Annotated in this window: 16 protein-coding genes; 3 read left to right on the forward strand and 13 right to left on the reverse strand. The window is 60.4% G+C overall.

Going from position 1 to position 21860, the window contains the following annotated elements; genetic code table 11:
- Positions 1 to 20: 20 nt before the first annotated feature.
- From xylR to xylF, 4 genes are all read right to left on the reverse strand, one after another.
- A complete protein-coding gene (xylR, locus tag AC2AXP_RS13415; protein WP_039991500.1) occupies positions 21 to 1199 on the reverse strand; it encodes a D-xylose utilization transcriptional activator XylR in 1179 nt (392 codons plus the stop codon).
- An 89-nt stretch (positions 1200 to 1288) separates the two neighbouring features.
- A complete protein-coding gene (gene xylH, locus AC2AXP_RS13420; protein WP_371902065.1) occupies positions 1289 to 2473 on the reverse strand; it encodes a xylose ABC transporter permease XylH in 1185 nt (394 codons plus the stop codon).
- Positions 2451 to 3992, reverse strand: a complete 1542-nt coding sequence (locus tag AC2AXP_RS13425; RefSeq protein ID WP_039991497.1) for a xylose ABC transporter ATP-binding protein — start codon at positions 3990 to 3992, stop codon at positions 2451 to 2453. Before AC2AXP_RS13425 ends, xylH begins: the two co-directional genes overlap by 23 nt.
- 30 nt (positions 3993 to 4022) lie before the next feature.
- Positions 4023 to 5021 carry a D-xylose ABC transporter substrate-binding protein gene (gene xylF / locus AC2AXP_RS13430; protein WP_004957128.1) on the reverse strand — a complete coding sequence of 333 codons (999 nt, stop codon included), beginning with the start codon at positions 5019 to 5021 and terminating at the stop codon, positions 4023 to 4025.
- A 366-nt stretch (positions 5022 to 5387) separates the two neighbouring features.
- Here xylF and xylA point away from each other — a divergent pair, with 366 nt between their 5' ends.
- The 3 genes from xylA to AC2AXP_RS13445 all read left to right on the forward strand — a co-directional run bounded on the left by xylA (position 5388) and on the right by AC2AXP_RS13445 (position 9780).
- On the forward strand, positions 5388 to 6707 hold the full coding sequence (xylA, locus tag AC2AXP_RS13435; protein WP_004957122.1) for a xylose isomerase: 1320 nt from the start codon (positions 5388 to 5390) through the stop codon (positions 6705 to 6707).
- Between the two features lie 50 nt (positions 6708 to 6757).
- Positions 6758 to 8209: a xylulokinase gene (xylB, locus tag AC2AXP_RS13440; protein WP_004957120.1), complete on the forward strand. Its 1452-nt coding sequence runs from the start codon at positions 6758 to 6760 to the stop codon at positions 8207 to 8209.
- Positions 8210 to 8388: 179 nt separating this feature from the next.
- Positions 8389 to 9780 carry an amidohydrolase family protein gene (locus tag AC2AXP_RS13445; protein WP_039991496.1) on the forward strand — a complete coding sequence of 464 codons (1392 nt, stop codon included), beginning with the start codon at positions 8389 to 8391 and terminating at the stop codon, positions 9778 to 9780.
- Between the two features lie 55 nt (positions 9781 to 9835).
- Here the strand turns inward: AC2AXP_RS13445 and AC2AXP_RS13450 are convergent, their stop codons facing one another.
- The 9 genes from AC2AXP_RS13450 to selA form a co-directional block, all read right to left on the reverse strand.
- Positions 9836 to 10828, reverse strand: coding sequence for an acyltransferase (locus tag AC2AXP_RS13450; protein WP_088499818.1), 993 nt, complete (start codon positions 10826 to 10828; stop codon positions 9836 to 9838).
- 98 nt (positions 10829 to 10926) lie between these two features.
- The gene (locus AC2AXP_RS13455) at positions 10927 to 11256 is read right to left on the reverse strand and encodes a DUF3592 domain-containing protein (RefSeq protein ID WP_004957112.1); all 330 of its coding nucleotides are present in this window, start codon (positions 11254 to 11256) and stop codon (positions 10927 to 10929) included.
- An 11-nt stretch (positions 11257 to 11267) separates the two neighbouring features.
- The gene (locus AC2AXP_RS13460; protein ID WP_004957111.1) at positions 11268 to 13577 is read right to left on the reverse strand and encodes a type VI secretion system Vgr family protein; all 2310 of its coding nucleotides are present in this window, start codon (positions 13575 to 13577) and stop codon (positions 11268 to 11270) included.
- A 45-nt stretch (positions 13578 to 13622) separates the two neighbouring features.
- Positions 13623 to 14015: a DUF4150 domain-containing protein gene (locus AC2AXP_RS13465; RefSeq protein ID WP_004957110.1), complete on the reverse strand. Its 393-nt coding sequence runs from the start codon at positions 14013 to 14015 to the stop codon at positions 13623 to 13625.
- A 10-nt stretch (positions 14016 to 14025) separates the two neighbouring features.
- Positions 14026 to 14631, reverse strand: a complete 606-nt coding sequence (locus tag AC2AXP_RS13470; protein WP_004957108.1) for a DUF3540 domain-containing protein — start codon at positions 14629 to 14631, stop codon at positions 14026 to 14028.
- A gap of 11 nt (positions 14632 to 14642) precedes the next feature.
- Positions 14643 to 15713, reverse strand: coding sequence for a pentapeptide repeat-containing protein (locus tag AC2AXP_RS13475; RefSeq protein ID WP_484381748.1), 1071 nt, complete (start codon positions 15711 to 15713; stop codon positions 14643 to 14645).
- Positions 15710 to 18250, reverse strand: coding sequence for a DUF2169 family type VI secretion system accessory protein (locus AC2AXP_RS13480; RefSeq protein WP_484381749.1), 2541 nt, complete (start codon positions 18248 to 18250; stop codon positions 15710 to 15712). Before AC2AXP_RS13480 ends, AC2AXP_RS13475 begins: the two co-directional genes overlap by 4 nt.
- Before the next feature lie 346 nt (positions 18251 to 18596).
- The gene (gene selB / locus AC2AXP_RS13485) at positions 18597 to 20438 is read right to left on the reverse strand and encodes a selenocysteine-specific translation elongation factor (RefSeq protein ID WP_484381750.1); all 1842 of its coding nucleotides are present in this window, start codon (positions 20436 to 20438) and stop codon (positions 18597 to 18599) included.
- Positions 20435 to 21826, reverse strand: coding sequence for an L-seryl-tRNA(Sec) selenium transferase (selA, locus tag AC2AXP_RS13490; RefSeq protein WP_004957099.1), 1392 nt, complete (start codon positions 21824 to 21826; stop codon positions 20435 to 20437). Before selA ends, selB begins: the two co-directional genes overlap by 4 nt.
- Positions 21827 to 21860 lie beyond the last annotated feature (34 nt).

Consider the following 21860-nt stretch of genomic DNA (forward strand, 5'->3'; position numbering starts at 1 on the left):
CATTCTTTCGCGGGCCGGTGTCAGTACCCCACCTCGCCGTATTTCTCGCGGTATTCCCTCGGCGTCATGTCGTAGCCTTTCTTGAATACCGAATAAAAGTATTGCAGCGACGGGTAGCCGCACATTTGCGATATTTCGTTGATCGACAACGACGTGGCGGTCAACAGGTTGCGCGCGCGGTCGAGTTTTTCTTCATGAATCACGTTGTGGATGGTCTGGCCGGTTTCATCCTTGAAGCGTTTTTCCAGATTGGAACGCGACATGCCGACCGCATCCAGCACCTGTTCCACCTTGATCCCCTTGCAGGCGTGGTGGCGGATGTAATGCATCGCCTGGATCACCGCCGGGTCGCGCAGTGAGCGGAAGTCGCTAGAGCGGCGCTCAATCACCTTGATCGGCGGCACCAGAATACGCTGCAACGGCATTTGCCGCTGGTTGAGCAACTGGTGCAGCAGTTTGGCGGCGCGATAGCCCATCTGGCGCGTTCCCTGCGCCACCGACGACAGCGCCACGCGCGACAGGTAGCGCGTCAGCTCCTCGTTATCGATACCGATCACGCACAGTTTTTCCGGCACCGCGATATCCAGATGTTCGCAGACCTGCAGTAAATGCCGCGCCCGCGCGTCGGTCACGGCGATGATGCCGGTTTGCTGCGGCAGAGTCTGTACCCAATCCGCCAGCCGGTTCTGGGCGTATTGCCAGTTTTCCGGCGCGGTGGCCATCCCCTGGTAGATCACCCCCTGATACTGCTCTTGCGCCACCAACTGGCGAAAGGCGTGCTCACGCTCCTGCGCCCAGCGTTTGCCGCCTTCTGCCGGCAAGCCATAAAACGCGAAACGGTTCAGGCCCTTTTCCTTCAGGTGCATAAACGCCGCTTCCACCAGCGCATGGTTGTCGGTAGCGATGTAATGCACCGGCGGGTAGTCTTCGTCGCGGTGATAGGAGCCGCCCACGCCGACGATCGGCACCTCGACGTTATGCAATAACTGTTCGATTTCCCGATCGTCGAAATCGGCGATCACCCCGTCGCCCAACCAGTCTTTGATATTATCGATGCGGCAGCGAAAATCCTCTTCGATGAAAATGTCCCAATCACACTGCGATGCCTGTAAATACTCTCCGACGCCCTCCACCACCTGCCGGTCGTAGACTTTATTGGCGTTGAACAGCAACGTAATACGGTAACGCTTTTCGAACATGTGCTTTCCCCGAAAAACAAGCTGCTCCCTGAATAGCACAGCCGTTCAGAGAGCAGTAAAAATGCGGCAAGATTTGTGAGGTAGCGCGCTTATGCCCGGCGTTTGGTCGCCGAGTCCATCCACACCGCCAGCAGCAGGATTGCGCCTTTCACGATGTATTGCCAAAACGTCGGCACATCCAGCATGCTCATGCCGTTATCCAGCGACGCCATGATAAACGCCCCCATCACCGCCCCGGCCACGCTGCCGATACCGCCCGCCAGACTGGTGCCGCCGATCACGCAGGCGGCGATGGCGTCCAGTTCGGCAATGTTGCCTGCCGAAGGTGAACCGGCACCCAAGCGTGAACTGAGGATCAGACCGGCTATCGCCACCATCAAACCGTTGATGGCAAACACCGCCAGTTTGGTACGCTCCACGTTCACACCCGACAGTCGCGCCGCGTCGATATTGCCGCCGATGGCGTAAATGCGCCGGCCAAATGCGGTGCGAGTCGCCATAAACATCCCCGCCAGCATCAACGCCGTCAGGATCAGTACCGGCGTAGGCACGCCGCGATAGTCATTCAGCAAATACACCGCACCAAGCACAATCACTGCGGTAATGCTTTGCCGGGTCACATCGCCTCCCGCCGCCGCGACCGGCAGACCCAACTGCACACGTTTGCTGCGCCGCCGCCACTGCCAGGCGACAAACAGCATCAGACCAAGCGCGCCAAAGCCGAAACCCAGGCCATCCGGCAAATAACTCTGACCGATTTGCGACATCGCGCTACTGGTCGGCGCTACGGTGGTGCCGTTGGTGATGCCAATAAGAATGCCGCGAAACGCCAGCATGCCGGCCAGCGTGACGATGAACGACGGCACCTTGCGGTACGCCACCCACCAACCGTTCCACGCGCCGAGCAGCAGACCGGCGAGCAGGGTAACCACGATGGTCAACGGCAGCGGCCAGCCGAGCCAGACGTCAAAGATCGCCGCGGCACCGCCCAGCAACCCCATCATGGAGCCAACCGACAGATCGATTTCCGCCGACACGATAACGAACACCATGCCGACCGCCAGGATGCCGGTAATCGCCGTCTGGCGCAGCAGGTTGGAGATATTGCGCGCGCTGAGATAGGCGCCCTCGGTGGTAAAGGTAAAGAACAGCATGATCGCCACGATCGCCGCCAGCATCACAAAGACTTGCAGATTAAGCGACTTGAGCGGCAGTAACGATTTTTTCTCGACCATTGGCGGCAGGCTCGCCTCAGACTGGGTATTTTTCGACATGCTTTTCACTCCTCAACGCGGCTTCCATTACCTGTTCCTGGGTCAAATTACGGTTTTCCAGCGAAGCCTTGATCTTGCCCTCGTGCATCACCAGCACCCGATCGCTCAACCCCAGTACTTCCGGCAGTTCGGAAGACACCACGATCACCGCAATGCCCTGCTGAACCAACTGATTGATTAATTTGTAGATTTCGTATTTCGCGCCGATATCGATGCCGCGCGTCGGCTCATCGAGAATCAGGATTTTCGGCTTTAACAGCAGGCACTTGGCGAGGATCGCCTTTTGCTGATTGCCGCCGCTCAGGCGACCAATCGCCAGTTCCGCCGAGGCGGTTTTTACCTTGAGCCGCGCCAGCGACTGCTGGATGGTGGCCTGTTCCTGCGCGTCGTCCAGCATCGACAGCGGGCCGCTAAACTGCCCCAGCGCCGCCAGCGTAATATTGGCGCCGACGCCCATCACCGGCACGATGCCATCCCGTTTGCGATCCTCCGGCACCATGGCGATGCCATGACGCATCGCCTGACGGCAGTTGCCGAGAGTCACCGCCTGGCCGTCAATGCGAATGCTGCCCTGCCAGCGGCCGGGATAGGCGCCGAACAGGCATTGCATGGTTTCGGTACGGCCAGAGCCGACCAGGCCGGCAACCCCCAGGATCTCGCCGCGCCTCAAGGTGAAAGACACCTCATCCACCCGGCGGATATGCCGGTTTACCGGGTGCCAGGCGGTCAGTTGATCAACCTGCAGCACCACCTCGCCAATGTCGTGCGGCGCCTGTGGATACAGTTCGGTCAGCTCGCGACCTACCATCATGGCGATAATGTCATCCTCGCTCATGGTCGCCGCCGAACGGGTGCCGATCGGCTTGCCGTCGCGGATCACGCAGATCAGATCCGAAATCGCCTTGACCTCGTTCAACTTGTGCGAAATGTAAATGCAGGCGATGCCGTGATCCCGCAGATCCTGAACGATCGCCAGCAGCGTCGCGGTTTCGCTCTCGGTCAGCGAGGCGGTCGGTTCGTCCAGCACCAGCAAACGCACCTGCTTGTTCAACGCCTTGGCGATCTCCACCAGCTGCTGCTGGCCCAGTCCCAGCTCACCGACGCGGGTATTGGGATCCACCGCCAGCTTGACCTGCGCCAGCATCCGCTGGCAGCGCAGGTACATGGCATCGTAATCCATCAGGCCAAAACGCCCCCATTCACTGCCGAGAAACATGTTTTCCAGCACCGTCATCTGTTTGACCAGCGCCAGTTCCTGGTGAATGATGGCAATGCCCTTTTGTTCGGTATCGCGAATATTTTTCGCCGTGATCAGATCGCCGGAAAAATAAATTTCGCCCTGGTAACTGCCGTGCGGATATATTCCGCACAGCACTTTCATCAAGGTTGATTTCCCCGAACCATTTTCACCACATAATGATAATACCTGGCCAGCATCCAGCTGCAGGCTGACATTGTCGACCGCTTTAACTACGCCGAATTGCTTGGTGATATTTTTCATTTCCAATAGGCAGGGCATTATTACCTCCGCGCAATGACTCGATACGGTTTATTTATCGAGATCGCTCTTTTTATGGAAGCCATCGGCAACAATGGTGCTGTCGATATTGGTCTTATCGACGGAAATTGGCGTTAATAACCAGGCTGGAACGTCTTTGCTGCCATTATTTAATTTGGCGTTGGACTTGGGTTGTTCACCGTTGCCCAGTTGCACCGCGATGCCGGCCGCTTCGTCCGCCAGCTTGCTGATCGGTTTATACACCGTCATGGTCTGGGTGCCGGCGATAATGCGTTTCACCGCTGCCAGATCGGCATCCTGGCCGGATATCGCCACCTTGCCCGCCAGCCCCTGTGCAGACAGCGCCTGAATCGCACCGCCGGCGGTCGCATCGTTGGAGGCCACCACCGCATCAATATGGTTGTTGTTGGCGGTCAGGGCGTTTTCCATGATTTTCAACGCGTTTTCCGGCAGCCAGGCGTCAACCCACTGGTCACCGACCAGCTTGATCTTGCCGCTGTCGATCAGCGGCTTCAGCACGTTCATCTGCCCCTGACGGAACAGTTTGGCGTTGTTGTCCACCGGCGAACCCCCCATCAGGAAATAGTTACCCTGTGGCACCCGCTGCACCAGGCTCTGAGCCTGCAATTCGCCCACTTTTTCGTTATCGAACGAGATATAAAAATCGATATCGGCGTTGTTGATCATGCGATCGTAGGCCAGCACTTTAATCCCTTCGCGCTTGGCCTCGCTGATGACGTTGCTCAGTACCTGGCCGTTGTAGGGGATGATCACCAGCACGTCGACGCCGCGGTTGATCATGTTTTCAACCTGCGCCATTTGGGTTTCTTCGTTGCCATTGGCGGACTGGACAAACACGTCCGCGCCCAGCGATTCGGCTTTTTTCACAAAGATGTCGCGGTCTTTCTGCCAGCGTTCCAGACGCAGGTCGTCGATCGCCATGCCGATTTTAATCTCTTTCGCGAATCCTGGTTGGCTGGCCAGCACCAGCATGGCGCAGGCAGAGAGGAATAAGTGCTTAAATTTCATCTTATATACCTTCTTTATTGAATTGTAGGGCAATAATTGAAAGGCGTTTTTATCGATTAACCTCCAGCGGATTGTTGTCGCTTATTTGTACTTCGGCAATTACTGATTTTTACCTGCTAATTACGTTTTTTGGTTTAATGTTGGTTTTATGATAGCGATCATGTTTTAACCCTGTAACATTCATCTACCGCAAATGAAAACGCCTGGCACATTCCCGCCAAGCCAAAATAATTGTCAATATGAGATCCGCCGCACATTTAATAATTCTCTGAATTTGAGTGTGAAATAACGTAATTGTGACCTGCGCCATGAACTCCGAAGATTAACGCATCCCGTACGCCGGGCCCCGTTACCAAGGAGTCGAGAATGCAACCCTATTTTGATCAACTTGAACAAGTTCGTTACGAAGGCACCGGCAGCAGCAATCCGCTGGCGTTTCGCCATTACAACCCCGATGAAATCATCCTCGGCAAGCGTATGGCCGACCACTTGCGCTTTGCCGCCTGTTACTGGCACACCTTCTGCTGGAACGGCGCCGACATGTTTGGCGTCGGCGCATTCGATCGTCCATGGCAACAGCCGGGTGACGCGCTGGCGCTGGCGAAGCGCAAGGCCGACGTCGCCTTCGAGTTCTTCCACAAGCTGAACGTGCCGTTCTACTGCTTCCATGACGTGGACGTGTCGCCGGAGGGCGCGTCGCTGAAAGAGTACATCAACAATTTTGCGCTGATGACCGACGTATTGGCGGAAAAACAGCACAGCAGCGGCGTGAAGCTGCTGTGGGGCACCGCCAACTGCTTTACCCACCCGCGCTACGGCGCCGGCGCCGCCACCAATCCGGATCCGGAAGTGTTCAGTTGGGCCGCCACGCAGGTGTTCACCGCGATGAACGCCACACAGCGTCTCGGCGGTGAAAACTACGTGCTGTGGGGCGGCCGCGAAGGTTATGAAACCCTGCTGAATACCGATCTGCGTCAGGAGCGTGAACAGATCGGCCGCTTCATGCAGATGGTGGTCGAGCACAAACACAAAATCGGTTTCCAGGGCACGCTGCTGATCGAACCCAAACCGCAGGAGCCAACCAAGCATCAGTATGATTACGATGTGGCAACGGTGTACGGCTTCCTCAAACAGTTCGGCCTGGAAAAAGAAATCAAGGTCAATATCGAAGCCAACCACGCTACCCTGGCCGGCCACTCGTTCCATCATGAAATCGCCAGCGCCATCGCGCTCGGTATCTTCGGCTCGGTCGACGCCAACCGCGGCGATCCACAGCTGGGCTGGGATACCGATCAGTTCCCGAATAGCGTGGAAGAAAACGCCCTGGTGATGTTCGAAATTCTCAAAGCTGGCGGCTTCACGACCGGCGGGCTCAATTTCGACGCCAAGGTTCGCCGTCAGAGCACCGATAAATATGACCTGTTCTACGGCCATATCGGTGCCATGGACACCATGGCGCTGGCGTTGAAGGTGGCGGCAAAAATGGTCGAAGACGGCCAACTGCATCAGCAGGTCGGCAAACGCTATGCCGGCTGGAACGGCGAGCTGGGCCAGCAGATCCTGCAAGGAAAACTGTCGCTGGAAGCCTTGGCGAAGTACGCCGAACAGCATAATCTGGCACCGGAACACCGCAGCGGGCATCAGGAGCTGTATGAAAATCTGGTAAACCGTTACCTGTTCGGTTAATTGGTGACACGCGGCGGCCAGGCGGCCGCCGTTAAGCAAAAGGATCCCCTATGTACATTGGCATCGATCTCGGCACCTCCGGCGTGAAGGCCATTCTGCTCGATGAGCAGGGACAGCTGCTGGCCAGCCACAGCGAGGCGCTGACGGTTTCCCGCCCGCAGCCGCTGTGGTCTGAGCAGGATCCGCAGGCCTGGTGGCACGCCACCGATCGCGCCATGCTGGCGCTCGGCAGCCAGCACGCGCTGCAACAGGTACGGGCTATCGGCCTGACCGGTCAGATGCACGGCGCCACCCTGCTGGACAAGCAACAGCGGGTGCTGCGCCCGGCCATTTTATGGAATGACGGCCGCAGCGCCGAGCAGTGCCAGGCACTGGAGCGTGCGGTGCCGCACTCGCGCGCCATCACCGGCAACCTGATGATGCCCGGCTTCACCGCGCCAAAATTGCTGTGGGTGCAGCAGCACGAGCCGCAAATCTTTGAGCAAATTGATAAGGTGCTGCTGCCAAAGGATTACCTGCGTTGGCGCATGACCGGTGAGTTCGCCAGCGACATGTCCGATGCGGCCGGCACCCTGTGGCTGGACGTGGCGCGGCGCGACTGGAGCGACGACTTGCTGGCCGCCTGCGGCCTGAGCCGCGAGCAGATGCCGACGCTGGTCGAGGGCAACCAACTGACCGGGCAACTGCACGGCGAGCTGGCACAACGCTGGCAGTTGCCGCCGGTGCCGGTGGTGGCCGGCGGCGGCGACAATGCCGCTGGCGCCATCGGCGTAGGGCTGTATCAACCGGGACAGGCGATGCTGTCGCTCGGTACCTCTGGCGTCTATTTCGCCGTCAGTGACGGCTTCCTCAGTAACCCGGCCAGCGCGGTGCACAGCTTCTGCCACGCGCTGCCCGAGCGCTGGCACCTGATGTCGGTGATGCTCAGCGCCGCTTCATGTCTCGACTGGGTATGCCAACTGACCCGGGTTGACGATGTCGCCACGCTGCTGCGCAACGTCGAACAGGCGCCGCCGGCGGAAACGCCAGTCTGGTTCCTGCCGTACCTGTCCGGCGAGCGCACCCCGCATAACAATCCGAACGCCAAGGGCGTTTTCTGGGGGCTGACCCACCAGCATGGCCCAAATGATTTGGCACGCGCGGTACTGGAGGGCGTTGGTTTCGCGCTGGCTGATGGCATCGATGTGCTACACGCCAGCGGCCTGCAACCCAGCAGCATCACGCTGATTGGCGGCGGGGCGCGCAGTCCGTTCTGGCGGCAAATGCTGGCAGACATCAGCGGCCAGCGGCTGGAATACCGCACCGGCGGCGACGTCGGCCCGGCGCTGGGCGCGGCGCGGCTGGCGCAGATCGCCCTCAATCCGCAGCGTCCGCTGGCCGAACTGTTGCCCGCCCTACCGCTGGAGCAGCTCCACACGCCGGATGCCGAACGCCATCAGCACTATGCCGCACGGCGCGACACCTTCCGCCAACTGTACCGCTGCCTGTTGCCGTTGATGTAACCGAGTCAGGGTCGCTCCCGGCCCTGCCTCTGCCGATGCCCGGCTGGCGATGAGCACGGAAGCTATCATTGCCAAATCGAATAATCACCAGTGATAAATGTCACTGCCAACCGGCGCATTCCTTTCTTAGATTGGTGGCTGTATTTGCAGCACTTCACCTCTGGATTAAGGAATTGAACGTGGAAAACACCCAACAAAGCCGCAGAGCTTTCCTGGCGCAGACCGGGAAGATCACCACCGCCTGCGCGGTGATTGGCCTGACCGGCGGCGTCGCTCACGCTGCCGAGCCGACCGCCGCCCGCGGCGAGGCACCATCCACCGCGGCGCCACTGACCGCGCGCCATTACCTGCTGAGCAATGTCCGGCTGGAAGACGGCTTTGAATACGACGGCGATACGGTGATTGGCACCCGCACCGCGCTGTACACGCTGGAAATCAACGACGGCAAGATTGCCGCGATTCACCCGGCCAATGCGCAACTCGACGCTACGCTGCCACGCTATCAGGCCAACGGCCTGTTACTGCTGCCGGCCATGCGCGATATGCATATCCACCTCGACAAAACCTTTTACGGTGGCCCATGGCAGGCACCGCGCCCACGTCAGGGCAAAACCATCATGGATATGATTGCGCTGGAGCAGAAACTGATCCCAACGTTATTGCCAACCTCGCAGCAACGGGCCGAAGGGCTGATCGCGCTGCTGCAATCAAAGGGCAGCAGCGTCGCGCGCAGCCACTGCAACATCGATCCGGTCAGTGGGCTGAAAAGCCTGGAACACCTGCAACGCGCGCTGGAAAAACACCGCGACGACTTCAGCTGTGAAATTGTCGCTTTCCCGCAGCACGGCCTGCTGCACTCCAAGGTTGACGGTCTGATGCGCGAAGCCATGCAGATGGGCGTGCAGTACGTTGGCGGTCTGGATCCGACCAACGTCGACGGCGCAATGGAAAAGTCGCTGGATGCCATGTTCCAGATCGCCCTCGACAGCGGCAAGGGCGTGGATATTCACCTGCACGAAACCAGCCCGGCCGGCGTGGCGGCGATCGATTACATGATTGCCAGCGTAGAAAAAAACCCGGCGCTGCGCGGCAAGGTCACCATCAGCCACGCCTTCGCGCTGACCACCCTCAGCCCGGGAAAACTGGCGGAAACCGCCACTCGCCTGGCCGCCCAGCAGATCACCATTGCCTCCACGGTGCCGATCGGCAGCCTGATGATGCCGCTGCCACAGCTGTCGGAAAAAGGGGTATTTGTGATGACCGGAACCGACAGCGTGATCGACCACTGGTCACCGTTTGGCAGCGGCGATATGTTGGAAAAGGCCAATCTGTATGCCCAGCTGTATCGCGGCTCGGATGAGTATCATTTGTCGCGTGCCATGGCGATCGCCACCGGTAACGTGCTGCCGCTGAACGATGCCGGCCAGCGCGTCTGGCCGCAGGTGGGTGATGACGCCGGTTTTGTGCTGGTCCACGCCAGCTGCTCCGCCGAAGCGGTCGCGCGCTTGCCGCCACGCAGCGCCACCTTCCATCAGGGGCGTCTGGTGTACGGCAGCCTCAACAAGGCGTAACCCACACCGGCGCTAGCGGGCGGCTATCGGCGCAGCTGCCGCTGCCCGCCCGCTATCATGACACCAGGCGGCGCTTGTCCAGCCTCTGCAAACCAATGGACAACAGCAGGCTCAGGCCGAGCGCGACGCCAAACACCCACAGAATATCCAGTAGCGGATAGCGGCTGATGACCCAGCCCTGATTACGCATAACGTTGACGATAATGGCGTGAAAACCGTATATCGCCAGCGAATGTCGGGAAAAAACGCTTAACCAGCCCACCGGCTGCGACAGGTGGTTTTTGCACCACACCAGCATCGATAGCGCGGCGATAAACACCAGCGGACCGCTGTAGATGTAATAGGTGTCGGCGAAGTTACCGTTAATCTGCGTCTGGTGCCCGGTGCCAAACGCGATCAACGCCACGCAGGCAACGAACGCCGCCACCGCCAGGGCGCTGATGCCACGGTATTGCGTGTTCATTATGCCAATCGCCCGACCCGCCAGCGCGTACAGCAGGTAGTAAAAGGTGTCGCCATGGATATAGAGATTCACCGGCAGCAGGCGCACATTATCGGCAGTCAGCGTCGGGGTGTTCGGGTTGGCGACGACCGCCAGGATCGCCATCGCCGTCGCCAGATAACCGCCAGAAACCGCTTTGACGCCGATCAGCGGCGAAAGCAGGTAAATCACCACAATGGCATAAAAAAACCACAGGTGATAAAACACCGGCTTCAGCAGTAGGCTGCGCAGCGACGGCCAAAAGCCGATCTTGGTGAAAAAGGCGATGTAAATCAGCGCAATGATGCTATAGAACAGGATGCAGCAGCCGATGCGCACAAAATGCTTACGGTTGGCGCTGCGCTCGCCAAAAAACAGAAAGCCGGAGATCATGAAGAACAGCGGTACCGCGACGCGCGAGAGGGAATTCAACAGGTTGGCGCTGTCCCACACCGACGGTGCCACCGTCAGTGGGTTGGTCACGTAGTAGGTGGTGGCATGGATCATCACCACCATCATGCATGCCATGGCACGCAAGTTATCGATCCAGCCTATTTTATTGCTCATCCCCGCCCTTGTATGGTGTTTAACGTCAACAAATTAACCACGCAGGGTATAGAGTGCCAAAGCGGGCGACAAGTCAAAAACGCAATATCAGATTCGGCTTAACGGCGTTGATCAAACACAAACGCAACGTGCTGGTCATCCAGGTATCTGATCGTCACCTCGCTGCCTTGCTGCACTTTTGAGGAGTAAAAAGCCGGAATGGTGTCCTTGCCTTCCACCTCGCGGGTAACCCCCTGTTCCTGCCATGACAGCCGGTAGCGGATATTGACGGTGCCGTTATCGTTGGAACTGCGGTAATGCACCTCTTCTACCCGCGCCAGCAGGGTGCGCCCCTGCGTTTCTATCTTGTGATCGCGGTAAAAAAGATGCGCCAGATAGCCAAAAAAACCCGCAAAAATAATCACCGAAATCAAAATCGCAAACTTCATCAAAACGTTCCTCAACTGAACATGGTCAGGCCGTTAAACGACGACATTATCTGCCCGACGTGTGCCATTGCGTTAACGAACTCCACCCGCCCTTCGCTGGTCGACAGGTCAAAGGCCGTCTTGTCGAACTTGATATTGGTCAGCCCCAGCTTGCCACTGGCGGTTACGCTCATCGAATAGCCCTCGGTCACCACTTTTGCCGCCGTGAAATCAAACGAGAACATCGAGGCGGTTTCCTTATGATCCTTGTATTCAAACGCCGCCGGCGTCTTGATGCTGACTTTTTCCGCACTGTCGATGGTGATTTTCTTTGGTGAGGTAATGGTCACGCCACCGTCGACCGTCTGCGTCCAGCTGCCAAGAATGTGCGTATCGGCATTTTTGGTCACCGTCTGGTTCAGATTACCGCGCAGCTCGTCCGTGACGTCCTGGGTGACGACGTTATGGCGCTTGCCGGTGATTTCGTCATAGCGATCGCCGGTCAGGTATGAATCCATGCCTGCGCCGTATTTGCGCGTCACCTTTTGCGAAACGTGATGCTCTTCTTCACCCACCGTTTCCGCAAAGCGCTTGCCGGTCACCTTGACGTTTTCCCCGCCGCTGGTCACTTCGGCATTGCGCCCGTTGGTGATGGTGACCTTTTCGCCCTGTTTGAAGGTTTTGCTTTCCAACTTATCGACGGTGGTGGTGCGGGTGCCGTGATAGTCGAAAATGGCGTTGCCAACCACCTCATCCTTCTGCTGTTTCTGGATGGTGGTGGTGCGATTGCCGTCCACGGTGACCGTTTGATCGTTTTCCACCGAAATGTTCATGTCTTTTTCGGCGTGCAGCTGCACCAGCTCCGACCCCGCCTTGTCTTCGAAGAACAGGTGGCTGGAGTTGTCGATATGGCCATCTTTCGAGCGCGTCATAAAGCCCATCATGGTGGCGCCAGCGGGCAGCGCCCACGGTGGCATGCTTGCTTCGTTATACACCCGACCGGTGACGATCGGCCGATCCGGGTCGCCGTTGATAAAGTCAATCACCACCTCGTCGCCGACCCGCGGGATCTGCACGCCGCCGAAGCCCTGACCGGCCCAGGCGCTGGATACCCGTACCCAGCACGAACTGGTGTCATCCCCTTTCGCCAGACGGTCCCAGTGGAACTTCACCTTGATGCGCCCGTATCTGTCGGTCCAGATGGATTCGCCCTGCGGCCCGACTACCCTGGCCGTCTGTGGGCCGTGGGTGCGCGGCCATGGCGTGCGCTGCGCGCAACGGAACGGCGTGGCCGCCGGGATCACCGCCAGGTCAATGCGGTGCAGCGCGTCCTCACCGCCGCTGGCATAGCTGTTTTCCTCCAGCTGATAGCGCGCACTCAGCACCAGATACTCGCCGCCGTCGCTGACAAACGGCGGATTGGTCAGGGTAAAGGTGCAGCCCGGCACAATGCCCAGTGCGGTCGCGGTGGCGTCGATACGCTGGTGCTCCGCCTGCCACTCCTCCTGGCGCACCCGAGCGTAGAATTCGCCGTGGCTGTGCTCGACGAAGTGACCGGGCCAGTCGTAGTAGTCAATCTGGCCCGGCGCCGGCGAGGCGGGATTCTGCCGCGCCTGAAACAGCCACGCATGCGGTTTGCGAAAATCGTAGTCGTCGATGCTGTAGATCCCCGGCGTCACCCGCTCGGAGATCGCCCACTGGCCGATGCCCTCCTCGCCGGTACTGCCGCCGGACGGCGTGGCGTGATAGGGAATGGTTTCATAACCGCTGAACGGCCGGTGCTGCTGGGGCGCGTCATACAGCACCAGCGTGTGTTTATCCGCCTGGTGGCGAAAGAAGAAATAAATGCCTTCCAGCTCCATCAGACGCGAGATGAAGTCATAGCTGCTTTCCTGATACTGCACGCAGTATTCCCAGTTGCGATAACTGCCGGACAGCTGGCTTTCCAACTGCACGCCGTACTCGTCGAGCAGCGTTTTGACGATCGCCGGCACGCTCTGGTTCTGAAAGATGCGTTGGTTGCGGTCCCGCTTCAGCGGCCACAGGTCCGATTCCATCGTCAGCGTGTAGACCGCGTAACGCTCGCCGTTGATATCCGCGCTGTGCACGTTCACCGAGGTGATCTTGCCGTTGAGGTAGCGCGGCGCGGCCAACAACCGCGGGCTGGGAATGGTCAAGGCAATCGGCTGGCCGAGCATCGCCCGGCGATCGAGTCGGGCATCGCGACTGAGCAGCGTCACGTCCAGTTCAAACGAGCGCGAAACGCCTTCCGTTCCGCTGAGCTTCCAGAATTTCAGTGCGCCGTCGCCTGCCGGCGTGGTCACGGTGATACGATCAAACATGGGCTTTTATCCCTATGACTGGATTGCAATGTTTTACTGCGGCGCTCAGGGCGCCAGCATCAGCACCTTGAACTGGCTGGGGACGGTACGCATCCCGACGGCATTGGTCGAATTCTGCAGGCTGACGCTGGTCAGACGCGTGGCCGGCGTGCCTTTCAGCAGCACGGTAAAGGAGCCGGTAAGATGGCGCGATGGCCCCATCACCGTTCCGGATGCCACGCCGGTGGCGACGCCCGGATTATCGCCGTTGGTCAGCGGCGTCACGGTGGCCATGTTATGCGCCGGCATGCCCATAAACAGGATGTTCAGCGCGTTGGGAATGGCGGTCGGCCCGAGCGCGATGTCCGGGTAGGGGATCGGCGTCGGGGTGGGGGTCGGCGTCAGACAGACATCGGGAAACGCCAAATCCATTCCCATCAGTTGGCAGTTGGCAAACATCGCAGGCTCCTTATCCCATATGGATCTGTTCGGCATCCACTTTGGTGATGGCCGTCGAGGTGATCACGGTATTTTGCGCGTGCAGGCGGGCATAGCCGTCGGCCTGCATATCCAGTTGACCGGCGCGCACCTGCTCGGTCTGCCGCGTGGTGCGCAGCAGGTTATGGCTGACCTGGGTGATGGTCTGCCAGACCGATTCGGCATGTTTGCCTACCGTGCGCGACAGGCTGACCCAGGCGGAGAGTTTGTCGCCGCTGTACTGCATGTCGCTGATATGGCAATCGCCCTGGCTGGCGCTGACGCGCAGCGTCTCGCTGCTGAGGCTGATCTCGCCGGCGCTGCGGATATGCAAATCGCCCGGCACGCTCAGTTCCGCCGCCGTCGAATTGGCGCGTTCCAGCACCGCCAATAGCCACACCCGATCGTCTACCCCGGCGACCAGTACCCGATCGCCGACCTGCGGCGCAATCACGCAGCTGGCCGCGCGCTGACAGTGCCAGCCACGCCCTTCGCTTTCCACACTCAGACTACCGTTGGCAAAGCAGTGGGTCACTACCCCCGCGCTCTGTAGCGGCGGCGTCACCGCCTGCACCAGCCTATGGTTGATATTGTTCATCTACTCTCTCCTTAACGGCGGCTCTGATGCTGAATGCTCCAGGCCTCAGCGGCCAATAACTCTTCATCATAGTCGAGGATGCCCCGACGGTCGGTAAAACGGGCCCCTTCCTGCTGCGCCCGGTGAAAACGGCTGCGGGAAAAACGGGCGTTGCGGAAATCGGCACGCAGCAGCCGCGCGCCGGTAAAGTCGCTGTAGGTCAAATCACAGCCGGCGAAGCGGGCCTCCTCGGCGTTCGCCTGCTGCAATACGCTCTGAAACAGGCGGCTGCGGGCAAAATCGGCCTGCCGCAACAGCGCGCCAACCAGCAGCGCCTGATCGAACAGGCTGTCCTGACAGTGCGCACCGGTAAGATCCGCGCCCATAAACAGCGCCTGGCTGGCATTCACCTTGCACAACCGCGCCTTGCGCAGCGACGCCCCCTTGAAATTGCACTGCGTCAGTTGAGCGCCGCTGAAATCGACCTCATCCAGCCGGTTATCGGTAAATTGACAGCCGCTAAAGCGCTGCTGCGCATAGCTTTTACCGCGATGATCGCAGTTAAAGAACACCGTCTGTTCGAACTGGCCCTGACGCAGACAGGTGGTACGCAGATCGATGGCATAGAAGGTGGCCAGCAGGCCGTGGCATTGCTCCAGCTGCGCCTCATCCAGCTCGCATTCAAAAAAGGTCGTGCGCTCCAGCCGCACCTGGCTGAAACGGCTGTGTTGCAGCGGGCACTGCATGAACTGCGTGGCGTCGCACCGGCTGCGGGAAAAATCACTGCCGCCGAGCGCGCACTGGTTAAAGATGCACTGCACCAGCAGGCTATCGCCGACCTGCAACCGCGACAGATCGCCGTCGTGAAACACCGTTTGCCGCAGGTTGGCGCCGCTCAGCGTCGCCCCCCGCAGCGAGCACTCGTTGAACACCGTCTCATGCAGGTTCGCTGCCTGCAGGTTGGCACCGTTCAGCGATACCTGCTGAAAAACGCCGCCGGACAGATCGCACCCTTGCAGATCCAGGCCATCCAGGTTGCAGGCATCAATCATCTGGCCATTGCGAATTTTCTGCTGTAGCTCCGCCGCGCTCAGCGTCGTCATATCCGTTCCCCGTCATGCTTCGGCAGCGTTTTTACCCGCTGGGTATAGGCGTTATCCAACCGCGTGGTCATGCTAGTGGAAGATTGTGACAAATCGGCGCGGAACAGGTTGGCGCCGCTAAAATCGGCACCGCCCAGTTGGGTTTTCTGCAGCAGTGCGCCCATCAGATTGGCATTGGTGAAATTTGCCTGGCGGAAATCGGTACGGATAAACAGGCTGCCAACCAGATTGGCGCGGATAAATCGCGCCCGCTGGCAGTTTGCTTCACTGAGATCGCTGTTTTCCAACTTCGCCAGGCTAAAATCCGCCCCCGCCAGCGACGCCTGCCGCAGGTTGCTTTCGATCAGCGTCGCATTGCCGAAGTTCGCGCCACTCAGGTTGCTGTCCATCACTACCGCGCAGGTGAGCAGCGTCGCGCCGTTAAACTGCGCCTGCGGCAGCGCGCTGGCCACCCAGTTGCAGCTCTCCAGGCGCGCGTCATTGAACAGCGCGGCCTGCAAGTCGCAGTGCTGGAACACCGTTTTATGCAGTTTTGCCGCGCTGAAGTCGGGCTGTGGCAACGTCAGGCCGATAAACACGCAGCCCTCCAGCGTGGCACGCTGGAAACGGCAGTGGCTGAAGCCGACCTGACGCAGCATCAGCGTTTTAAAGATGGCATCGCTGAAGTCACACTGTTCAAACAGGGCGTTATCCAGTTGGGCCTCGCTCAGGTCGGCGCCGCTAAAATCGGTCTGCTGACATTGCGCCAGCGCCAGGCTGGCCTGTTGCAGGTTGCAGCCGCGCAGCGAGCTGTGGCGCAGATCGGCCCGTGCCAGCATGGCGTCGCTGAAGTCGGCGCCGTCCAGGCGACAACCGCTGAGATTGGCATTTTCCAGCAACGCCCGACGGAAGTTGGCACCACGAAAATCCATGCCGGAAAAATCGGCACCGGTGAAATCCAGCCCGCTGAAGTCCCCCCCCTGCGCCTGGGTCGTTTGCGCGCGCTGACGCATAATCTGCGCCATGTCGCCGGCCATGCGCAACGCCGGTGGCTGGTGTTGTACCGCCATCAGGTACATGCGGTGCAGCGACTCGCGGCTTTGCGTCAGTTTTTTTTCCGTCATGCTGTCCGCATGCTGATACAGCAGTTCCTGCATACGGTACATCGACTCCGGGCCACGCGGTCCGTCGTCCGGCCTCACGCCGCGCCGGGTTTCCATCTCGGCTTTACGCGCTGCGGCCTGCGCCTGCAGTTCGTCGGCCTGGCGTTCCAGCGCCTCGACAAACTCTGGCAGTTCATCCAGCGTGGGCATTGGCGGCGCCGGGCACTGCGCCAGTAACCCATCAATATCGCTATCGCTGCCGCTGTCTTCAAGCCTGGCACGATGCAGCTCGCGCAGCCGGCTGACCCGCCGCTGCATATTGTCCTGCATCGGGCTGTTGTGCTGCTGCACCTCGCTGTCAATCCACGGGCCAATCGTCTCTGCGGGCAGCAGATCCTGTTCCCGGAAGGCGAACAGCGCCCCCTTTTCCTTGTCCAGACGCTGAGTCAGCACTTTGCGATAGTGGTTGAGCGAACGGCTGGCACCGGTTTTTTCCAGTGCCGGCATCAGTTGCAGCACGTCTGCGGCGTCGTCTTGGTTAATCCGTTGACTGCCCTGCCAAATCAGCATCATCTGTTCAAGGTGCGGGAAGAACCACAGGGTGGTGGCACGCAGCGTCATTTCCTCAAACAGCGTCTCCTCACCGCGCTGGCGATGGATAAAGCAACGCGCCTGCCATGGCGGCAAGGTTCCACTCTGCAGCGGCTTGCTCGGGTGCATGTTCCAGATGCGCCATGCGGCCTCGGGCGGCAGCGCATCCTGTTCCGGCCACCACTGGTCCGGGCTGGCGGCATTGAATACCCGCCAGTCGGCGTCGCGCGCCAGTCCGGGGAAGTCGTGTTGCAACCAGTGGGCGTCATAAGCCCTGCCCAGGCGTTTGCTACGGCGCGGCCAGTTGATGTCCAGCGGGCCAAAGCTCACCGGCTCCGGTTGTTGGCGCGGTGACGTCATGCGGGCCTGCGCTGACTCGATATTCGGCAGGCGGCGATAGGTCGCACCGTCGTGCTGCTCTTCGCTGGCCCCGATGCCATGCGGGTTTTCCTCATGGCCCGCGCCGCCAAACGCGCGACTCCAGTCGAGGCGCATCGCGTCAAACTTGCGTGGCGGCGTCGGTTGCGAGCCAGACCAGACGCGATCGCCATACACCGTCAGGCGCTTACTCAGCCTGTCGACGTCAATACGCACCGCGCAGGCGGTTTTGTCCGTCTGATGGTGGGTGTAAGCGTGGCCGGTGGCGAGGAATTCGGCGCGTGCCTTGGGCATCGCCAGATCGATGACGCCGCCGCTGGCCTGCAACTCCGCCGCCGCCAGTTGCCACAGCTCCACTTCGGGGCGTAGCTGTGGCGTCGGCCCCATATCCAGCAGCGCAATTACCGAGACGCCAAGATGGTTTTTACCCTGAAAACGGAAAGGCCGATGTAATACGCTCAGACGCAACGGCTTAATAATCTTCATGTCATGCGCCCTTGGACCGCGGGTTAATGAATGTGCTTAATAAGTGTGGTAGTGCATCTATTGAATCAACCGTACGCGACGGGCAGCGCGCACGGCGCCCGCGCAGGCGCGTGCAGCGTCACTGTAGCCGCAAGCGTTGGCCAAGAACAACCGTGATTGTCACAGCATGGTTATAGTATTGTTAAAATAATACTTATAAAACAACGCCACCGTGCAATGTCGGTGACGAAAAAATCAGCATAATCCTAGAGCAGGGGGATTTCGGCGGCAGGGAAACAGAGCCAGCGCCCGTCTCGGATGGACTGCGCTGGCAGGGAGGTGGCCGCCAGAGGATGACGGCCGGCGGTTAGCCGCCAAACAGCCCGCTATCGCGCAGCAGGTGCTGATTGCCTTTGCGGCGGGTGAAGCCGCTGCGGTCGAAAAACTCCAATACCTGAATCGCCAGTTTGCGGCCCACGCCGAGCCGATCGCGGAAATCTGCCGCGCTGGCACTGCCTTGGCTGGCGTGCAGCTCGCGGATCAAGGCGGCGAATTGTTCAATGCGCTGGCTGCGGTAATAGCGATCGACCACCACCGCCGTCACATGGCCCAACTGCGCCGCTTTGCGCAGCGTGGCGCGCACCTGTTGTTGATCCTCGCCCAGTTCGTCAGCCAGATCCCGCACCCACCAGGGCTGTTCGGCAAACAGCGGTTCAATGCGCTGCCACAGCGCCTGTTGCGATGCGCTGAACGCCAGACCGTGCTCCGGCAAATGCAGCCAGCCGCGAGTATTGCGCAGCAAGCCGTCCGCCAACAGCCGTTCAATCATCAAAAACACCAGCGGTTCCGGCAGCGTTGGCAACGCCATGCGCCGCAAGCGGGCCCGCCCCAGCCCCAACTGGTCGCCATGCTGCTGATGATAATCGGCCAATACCTGCAACAGCTGCTGCTGCGCCCGTTGGACATTGTCCGTCGCCAGCGCCATACCATCGACGCTCAGCAGCGGTTGCTGCGCCAGCAGTTGCGCCAGCCCGTCGTCCGTCAGCTGCCGCGCCCAGGCAAAGGCCGCCAGATCCAGCGGCCCCTGCGGCAATTGCAGCGCCAGGCGCTGTGCGTCGTCCTGCGCCTGTGCCAGCTGCGCCAGCCACGCCAGGTACTCCGGCCGCCGCTTGCCGCGCGCCGGTGCCGCCAGCGTTAACGCGCGCGCCGCGCCAAGGGTTTCACGGGCAGCGATATCGCGTAGCACCAGCCGGTCGTCCTCCGCCAGCCACAGCGGTCGATCCAGGATCAGTTCGGCCAGAGGAGCCTGTAACAACGCTACGCGGCCGGTGGTGTGACTGGCGGCATGGTGCACATGCACCGGTTGCCAATGCTGTAGCGGCCGATCCTGCTCCAGTATCACCAGCAGCCGCTGCGCCGCCTGTAGCGGGCGTTGTGCCACCAGCCAGTCGCCGCGTGCCACCGCGTCTTTGCTGACGTCACCGCTGATGTTCAGCGCGATGCGCTGCCCGGCCTGAGCCCGATCTGCCGCCTGGTTCTGCGCATGCAAACCGCGCACCCGCACCGCAACCGCTGCGCCAGTCAGCCACAGCGTATCGCCAACCGCCACCGTGCCGCCCAGCGCGGTGCCGGTGACCACCAGACCCGCGCCCTTGACGCTGAACGCGCGATCCACCGCCAGCCGGAAACGGCGCGTTAACGCATGCTGCGCCGGCGTCAGGGTCAGTAAATGCTGACGCAGCGCCTCGATGCCGCTACCCTGCGTGGCAGCGGTGACAAACAGCGGCGCCTGCGTCCAGCCTTGCTGCGCCAGTTCGGCGCTGACCTGTTGCGCCACCTCCTCCACTCGCGCCGGGTCGACCCGGTCCGCCTTGGTCAACGCCACGGTCAACCGGGGCCGACCGCTGAGACGCAGGATCGCCAAATGCTCGCGCGTTTGCGCCATGATGCCATCGTCGCAGGCCACCACCAGCAGCGCATGATCGATACCGCCAACGCCCGCCAGCATATTGCCGAGGAATTTTTCATGCCCTGGCACGTCGATAAATCCCAGTACCCGCCCATCGGGCTGTGGCCAGTAGGCATAACCCAGATCGATGGTCATACCACGCCGTTTTTCTTCCGGCAGCCGGTCGGCGTTGATGCCGGTAATCGCCTGCAATAACGTGGTTTTGCCATGATCGACATGGCCGGCGGTGGCGATAATCATCGGTTTAGCGCCTCAACCAGCGCCTGTTCCTGCGTCAGACAGCGCAAATCGAGCCACAGCTTGCCGTCATTGATACGGCCAATAATTGGCTGCGGCAGCCCGCGCCAACGCTCAGCCAGCCGTTCTAACGTGGCGCCGCGGCCATCCAGCGGCGCGAAAGTCAGGGCATAGCTTGGCAGGCGATCGACCGGCAACGAGCCACTGCCGATTTGTGACCAGCATGGCTCGGCACGCAGCAGGAACTGTTCGCTGAAACGCGGCGTCAGTACCCTCAGCAGGCGTTCGGCGGCCTGTTGCATCTGCTGTTGCGGTCGGGTCAGCAAACGCAGCGTCGGCAGCTGTTGCGCCAGCAGTTCGGGTTGCAGATAGAGGCGCAGCGTGGCTTCCAGCGCCGCCAGCGTCATTTTGCCGACGCGCAGCGCGCGCTTTAGCGGGTGTTGTTGCAGTTGGGCGATCATGGCTTTTTTGCCGACGATGATCCCGGCCTGTGGGCCGCCAAGCAGCTTGTCGCCGGAAAAGGTCACCAGATCGACGCCAGCGGCCAACAGACGCTGCGGCATCGGTTCCGCCGGCAGGCCGTACTGCGTCATGTCGATCAGCGAACCGCTGCCCAGATCGGTGGCGGTGGCAATGCCGTGCTGCTGCCCCAATGCTGCCAGTTCGGCTTCGTCCACCGCAGCGGTAAAGCCCTGAATGCAGTAGTTGCTGGTGTGTACTTTCATCAGCAGACCGGTGCGTTCGTTGATGGCATTGCGGTAGTCCTTCAGATGGGTACGGTTAGTGGTACCGACCTCCACCAGTTCGCAACCGGCCTGGCGCATCACGTCCGGAATGCGGAACGCCCCGCCGATCTCCACCAGTTCGCCGCGCGACACCACCACCTGCCTGCCGGGTGTGACCGCCGCCAGCATCAGCAGTACCGCCGCCGCGTTATTGTTGACGATGCAGGCATCTTCCGCGCCGGTCAGTCGGCACAGCAGATCCGCCACCGCGCGATCGCGATGACCGCGCCCGGCGCCGTCCAGATCGTATTCCAGCGTGACCGCCGCCCCCATCACCCGCTCGATGGCCTCGATGGCCGGTTGCGCCAGCTGCGCGCGCCCCAGATTGGTGTGCAGTACGGTGCCGCTGAGGTTGAATACCGTTTTCATCGCCGGTTGCCGCTGCTGAAGCAGGCGCGCCTGCAAGGCCTGTGGCCAGTCGTTACACCATGCCGGCAGCTGCGCGTGCCGTTGAATCTCCACCCGGGCCTGCGCCTGCAGCTGGCGTAGCAGATCGCCGATCAGCGTCTGGCCATGGGCGGCGACCAACGGTTCAATCGCCGGTTCGCGCAATAGGCGATCGATGGCGGGTAATTGGCTGTAAAGTGAATGGGCTGCTGTGCTCATGATTGCTCTATTTTTTATCTATATCAGCAGGATG

The sequence above is a fragment of the Serratia sp. Sp408 genome, assembly GCF_057180665.1.